This window comes from Candidatus Stygibacter australis, from assembly GCA_030765845.1.
GTDB classification, from domain to species: Bacteria; Cloacimonadota; Cloacimonadia; order Cloacimonadales; family TCS61; genus Stygibacter; species Stygibacter australis.
The window spans coordinates 1-7156 of the sequence record JAVCDJ010000225.1; the positions used below are offsets into that span (position 1 = coordinate 1).

The window sequence follows — 7156 nt, forward strand, 5'->3', positions numbered from 1 at the left end:
AAGAAATTAACCAATAAGTCATAATCTACAATTTCAATATTTACTGGCTCGGAGAAGGTGAGGATCAAGATATCACCATCAATATCACTCGCATACTGCGTAAAATCTACTTCCAGATATCCATCTTCATCTAGGGTGAAACTTTCCGGCAGATCAATTGTCGGAGCATCATTTACCGAACTAATAAAGAAATCTGCATTAACAGTTTCGCTATAATCTACACCATCAAAAATCCGGTAACTAAAGGTGTCCCATTCATCATAATCTGGGTCTGGCTGATAGGTGAAATCACCGGTTTCCATAAATTCCAGAGTTCCATGAGATACAGTATCAACCAGTTCTGCGATCAATGGCAAAGGCAGCTCATCAAAGTCATAATCATTGATCATCACATTATCAGTAACTTCACCATCTTCCCAAAGGTAATATTCATCTGCAATTGCTACAGGAGCAATATTCTGGTATTCAATAATAAATACTTCTGCCAGATCATAATGGTTTGCACCTTCACTATCAGTTACAGTAAGCGTAACTTCTGTAAATCCCTGGTAAAATTCACCAATTACTATTTCGCCACTAATCTCATTGCTTTCCCAGCTCCAGAGCCACTGAACAATATCATCATCAGGATCATAGGAGCCTGAACCATCAAGAGTAATTTCACAAGTGTCAGGAATATACATAATACCTTCATAAGGACCTCCAGCATCTGCTATGGGGTCATCATTCACAGAAGTCACAATGATAGTCATTTCATCAGAAGCTGATGCTCTGCTTTGCCCGTCATCAACTGTGAAAGTGATAGTTTCTGAACCATGCCAGTTTTCATCGGGTTCAAAGTAGATAAATAAACCTTCCTGAATGGCAGAGAAATTATCAGGTTCTGGGAATGTGAGAAGAATTGCATCTCCGTCCACATCATCAATGTACAAGCTGAAATCCACTTCCAGGAAGCCATCTTCCAAAATTGTGAAACTCTCCGGCAAATCAATCACAGGAGGATCATTAACAGGGCTTACAAACAGATCAACATTTACAGACTCACTATATGCAGCACCATCAAAAATACGGTAGCTGAATGCTTCCCAGCCATTCCAGTTTGTGTCTGGCTGGTAATTGAAATCACCATTGGGTAATAATTCCAGAGTTCCATGCTCTATTCCTTCTAACAATTCAGCAGTTAATGATTGAGGATATTCATCAATGTCATAATCGTTTTGCATAACGTTTTCTGAAATACTCTCGTCTTCCATGAGATAATAGGAATCTTCTATTGCAACAGGAGGGATGTTTTCATAACCGGTTACTATAACCTGGGTTGTATCTGTATCTGTAAGCCCTTCATTGTCTGTAACTGTCAGTACAACTTCTGTGTTTCCGATGGGGAATACTGCCAGAGGTTCAGAACCGGTAGCCTCATCACTACTCCAGCTCCATTGCCAATCTGTGATATCACCATCAATATCATAAGATCCGGTTCCGTTGAGCATTATCTCACATGTTCCAGAAACATCTGCAGTACCGTTGTAAAGTCCACCTGCATCAGCTGCAGGAGCATCATTGACAGAAGTTACGATAATTTCCACATCATCCACAGCTATTGCTCTGGTAACATTATCGCTTACAATAAATGTAAGTATTTCGATGCCATTCCAGTTTTCTAAAGCGGTAAAAGTAACCATTAATCCGCTTATCGTTACACTGATATTTACTGTGCCATTCACTGAAAGATAAAGTGGATCAAAATCTTCATCACTGAGATATGGTTCAAAATCAACTTCCAGCGAACTATCTTCAGCAAAGCTGAAGCTTTCCGGCAGATTGATCTCAGGAACCGCCAGAGTTGAAAAGCTGATCTCATTGCCGAAGGCAGTACCCAGAGAATTAGTTGCATAAGACCTTAGATAATAGGTTGTGCCCTCTTCCAGATCTGCGAAGCTGGCAGTATAAAATCCTGTGCCACTACCTGATTCAATTGAGTTATCACTTAGATCAGGAGCTGTTTCTTCGCTCCAGCAGAAACCACGGGCTTCAATAGCCAGATTACCGTCAGATATTACTTCTCCTACTGAGGAAGCAGTGTTATAGCTGATTTCATCGACAAACAAGGTGATCACTTCTGGTAAACTTATACAGGTTCCCATCACAGATACTTCAGCTGTTTGGGCAAAATCTGTTTCATGGGTTATGCTGTTCTCATAATAACCAGGCTCAGTGGGGTGGAATCTGACAAATATTTCTGTTTCATCAAGAATACCGTCAGCAGGCGATAATACTAACTGGGAGGTGAATTCCCGGTCGCGTCTGGTGAATCTGGTTGAGGAAGAAGTGGAGATCTCAAATCCTTCAGGAGCTGTGATGACTACATCACTAACCAGATTGAAACCGGAAACAGTGTAGCTGGTTTCTGCTGAATTTTCTCCAGCTTCCAATTGCCCAAAATCTGCCAGGGCAGCTACTGAAATATTCAGCTCTACCGGTTCCACACCAGTACCTTGAACAGCTACCAGTTTTTCTGCAGCGCTCATGCTGTAGTGCACGATAGATTCAGAAAATTCTCCCAGAAATTCCGGGTAGAAGCAAACATATATTGTTGTTTCGGGAATATTGCCATCACTGGGTTCAATATTGATAGTATCCATAAATTCCAGTTCCCGCTGGTCATCGACGGCAATCTGGAAACCAATAGGGGCAAAGATCATCAGGTCACTTTCCAGAGAAGTGGCAGATAACGTGTAGGATTGCACTTCGGAATAGGCATATAAACCCACTTCACCGAAATCAGGTAGATTGTCTGTAGAAAGAGTTATCAGTGGACCTGTGGTCATGAAGCTTATTTCATTACCGTAACTGATCCCATAGTAGTTTTCAGCAAAAGCTCTCACGTAATGTGTTCTTCCGGGTTGCAAAGGAATCATTTCACTGGTAAATTCTCCAGTTCCTGTTCCATTCAAAGTGAACATATCAATATCTATGGAAGGCATCCCACTTTCATTCCAGCACACTCCACGGCTGAATACCTCATTACCTCCATCATGCAAGACATTACCGCCACCAATTGCGGAGTAATTAGTGATTTCAGTTACTTCTGTGGTAGTTACTTGTGGGACATCAACAGCCTGAGCACCTAAGCCAATTACTATTTGTGGTTCGGTGGCATTATGGGTAATTACAAGTTCTCCATCATAATTCTGGGCAATATCAGGCGCAAATATGAGATAGTAATTCTGATACATCCAGGGTTCTATGGAAAATTCAAATATTGTATTACGGGCTCGGTCAGGCAAATCTTCCCTTACCCAGTTCAATGTATCTTCCAGTACGGTGAACCCTTCCGGGACACTCATTTCTCCTGTTAAGCTCAAATCACCCATGTTTTCAATACTGAAGCTCTGCCAGGTTTCTTCTCCCACAGCAGTATCCCAGAAATCAAGTGAATCTGGATATGCGTTGATATGCGGATAACCGACAATCATTTCTGCCATTATCCACTGCTGCTGCATCAAAGGATCATTACTGTCAATTATGATTTCCGACATATAATAGCCTTCTGGTATTTCCATGGCATCGAAACCAACTAAAATATCTGAGCTGTTTCCAGGTTCAATAATTCCGGCAACGCTGTCCTCTCCATCCAGAGTAAGCCATTCATCAAGTACCACGGGGTTTCCGGTAATCTCAATATCATCCAGAAGTATTCCTGCGCAGTAATAATTAGTATTATCATACATGCGGAAAGCAATATAGATATTCGAACCAGAGTATTCTGACAGCGATAGTGTCCTCTGCTCATATTCAAGTGAAAGAGTACTCATATCTATCTCATCCAGAAATGTCCAGCTATTGCCATCCAATGAAACTTCCACACCAAAGCTGCCACCACCAGAAGGCTGATTATAGGTTCTGACGTAATAGGATAGCTGACAATCCGGTGTTGCTGTAAATTGCGGTGATATAAGTCTTGCATCTACAGTCATATAAGGATCGGCCACAGCACACACCATTCCCGTATGCGGATAAAAAGTATCCCACCACCAATTACCAGCCATTGCCAGGTTTTCTGTATCCCAGCCAACAGGTGGAAATTCATTTTCAAAACCGGTTGAAACCAATATATCCCTGTTATTTCTTGTAAAACTAATATTTGCTGAATATTCCAGAAGATCATTACCGTTATTTGACAAAGTCAAAGTTCTTGTTGTGGAGTTACCAGGTTGCTGTTCAACAAAAAGCATATCTTCTGAAGCTTCAATCTCAGGAGCCATTCCTGTGCCTGTTACGGGTAGAAGTTCCACAGTATCTGTCCAGATATTCGTTATAGTAATGTCACCATCAAAATTTCCATGAGTTTCCGGGGCAAAAGTAGCATTATAAGTTAAACTGTTTCCTGGGAATAGATGATATGTCTGAACGTCATTTCTGATTACTGGTCCTGGTTCTTCCACTAAATATCCTTCTGGCATGGTGATCTCACCATCCAGCTCCAGAGTTCCGGTGTTTTCCAAAGTAAATTGCATAATGGCATCAGTTCCAACATCAATTGCTCCAAAATCAAGACTGGCAGGTGTAGCCGTCAGATCATATACTCCTACATTGAAAGCCACTGGAATATTTATCACAGGATCTGAAGTGTCATTACTCACCAGATATATATTCGCATAAAAATCACTATCCGGTAATCCTGCCGAATTAAAGCTGACCTGGATTTCCTCATCTGATCCATTTACTGGAATATTTCCAATCAGATTTGTGGTTCCATTTAACATCAGCCAGGAATAGGTGGGATTGGTTTCACCGGTTATTTTTACTTCATCAATATTTACACCCCGTGCCATGAAATTTGCCGTCACATGAAAAGCAAGACGCACATTCTGACCAGCATAAGAACCCAATGAAAGTCCCCATTGTGCCCAGTTTTCCGGCAAAATTTCCTGGGAACAACTAAAGATCGGTGTCCAGTCATTGCCATTAGTTGTTAACTCAATATGAAATTCTCCTTCAGCAAATTCATCCCAGAAATCACTATTACCTTTTATCCAGTAACGCAGCAGGCAATCATCAGATGATGTAAACCAGGGCGTGATCAAGCGTGTATCGTCCCCGTCCATCGCTGATATCTGCGCACTGTAATCCCCTGTATAGAAATATTGACTGCTTTGCATCCAGCCACCCCAGCCTTCTGGATCAATATTCCAGCCTGTTGGCGGAAAATCACCTTCAAAGCCTTCCTCAATTATGGTGTTATTCACTCCTTCATATTCCACAAATGCCAGATAATTGATATCCAGATTCCCTTCATTTCCCAAAGTCAAAACTTGAGCTTCTGATTCTCCAGGTGTCAATACACTGGTTAATACATAAGGATTATAGCTAAGTATAGCTTCCACGCCGCGTCCTGTGATATCTATCAATGTTTCACCCGATGGTGCATTGTGTGTAATTGCCAATACTCCATTATATTCCTGTAATTCTACAGGTTCAAACACGAGAGAAAAATTTACCATATAGCCAGGCTCAATCTCCAGATCAATTACATTGCGAGTGTTCATCGTTTCATGATGGTGCTCTACATCAGGATTGTCTATACTGCGCCAGACTGCTTCATCAACGGTGTATCCTTCCGGCACAGCAATTGTACCTTCCAGAGCAGATCCACCGTTATTATATATCGTGAACCACTTAGTTTTACTCTCATTGATGATCACATCTCCAAAGATAAATTCCTCTTCCCATATCTCACATGTCGGAGGTGGAATTGGAATACCAATACCCGTAACATTTACTATCTCTGTAGCACTGTCTGCATTATGCTCAATTATGATTTCTCCGGCATAGGTCATCACTTCAGTCGGCTCAAAATCTACTCTGTAAGTGTGAAGATCACCGCCTTCAACAGTGAAAGAAAGTGCATTACGGTTTACTATTTCCTCACCATCTCGTGCCCAGAATGATACACTATATCCTGCAGGAGTTGTTATCGTACCAGTTAAAGTCATTGTTCCAGTATTCTCTATATCAATACCAAGTGAGCCCATTTCACCTACAATAACTTCACCATAATCCATAGGGTCATCAGCATAAACGGTTATCTCAGGAGGAATTATAATAGTCCAGTCAATACGATTATAAGGATCATAATCATAGCTTTCTCCTGAAAATTCTCCACTGGCATTGATAAATTCATTATCACCGGCATTCCGATTACGATATACGTTATAGGCACTGCCCCAGGTATTTTCAGGAAATACTGCTTCATTGCATACCAACTCCTGATCATTATGCAACCGCAGCAGATATCCATTCTCAATTCCATTCTGGAAAGTGCAATGATTAAAAGCATAGTCTTCATCCACAATTCCATTAAAAGTTACATAAACTCCATCAGCAGACATAAACTGGAATGTAGTATATTCTGCGGCTATCTGTCCATCAGTATTGATATTCACCTCGTGATAATGTCCGGCATTATAGCAGGTGATATCCACAGGATATTCTTCTGTTCCAATTGCCTGCAATGTCCCTCCGGCATTTACATTTAGGGCACAATCATTACCTACTCTCAGTCTTGAGTCTGCATCCAGAGCCAGGGTGCCACCGTTGATCGTAACATCTCCTGAACAGGTTATTGTATTATCGGCACTCATCAGAGTCCCGCTCTCAATCGTCAAATCTCCACCCCACAGCATAATCAAGTCAGAAGCCAGAGTCAAAGTGGCATTTTCACGTTCATCATCACGTCCCCATGCCGGATTTTTATCTATGATCACATTATGAAATTGCACACCTGAACCCAATCGCTCAAAAGTAGCTTCTCTGCTGCTGTAAAAAATCACCGTTCCCATATTGTCCCACCAGCCGTCGTCACAGATTGACACATTACCGCTCAGATAATGGGTCATTCCCATATTACTGTTGTTCCAGCAGCCATTGATAATCTCCAGATTTCCCACGATCATAAAATTTGAATGAGGATAAAAATATTCTGCTGTCTGATTGATTACAATGTTTTCAAATTCATAAAGTTCACGAGTTGCTTCCACGACCTGATTTGATTCACCATCAAAGATCACTGTTGACTGACCTCTGTTAAAGCTTTCCTGAAAAGTTATTTCATCATTATAGTCATACCAGTGTCTGCCAATATTAATGGTTGTAT

At 41.2% G+C, this 7156-nt stretch carries 1 protein-coding gene; it reads right to left on the reverse strand.

Annotation, left to right across the window (positions count from 1 at the left end):
• Positions 1 to 7156, reverse strand: a 7156-nt coding sequence (locus tag RAO94_11525; GenBank protein MDP8322970.1) for a tandem-95 repeat protein, incomplete at both ends; no start/stop codon positions are given.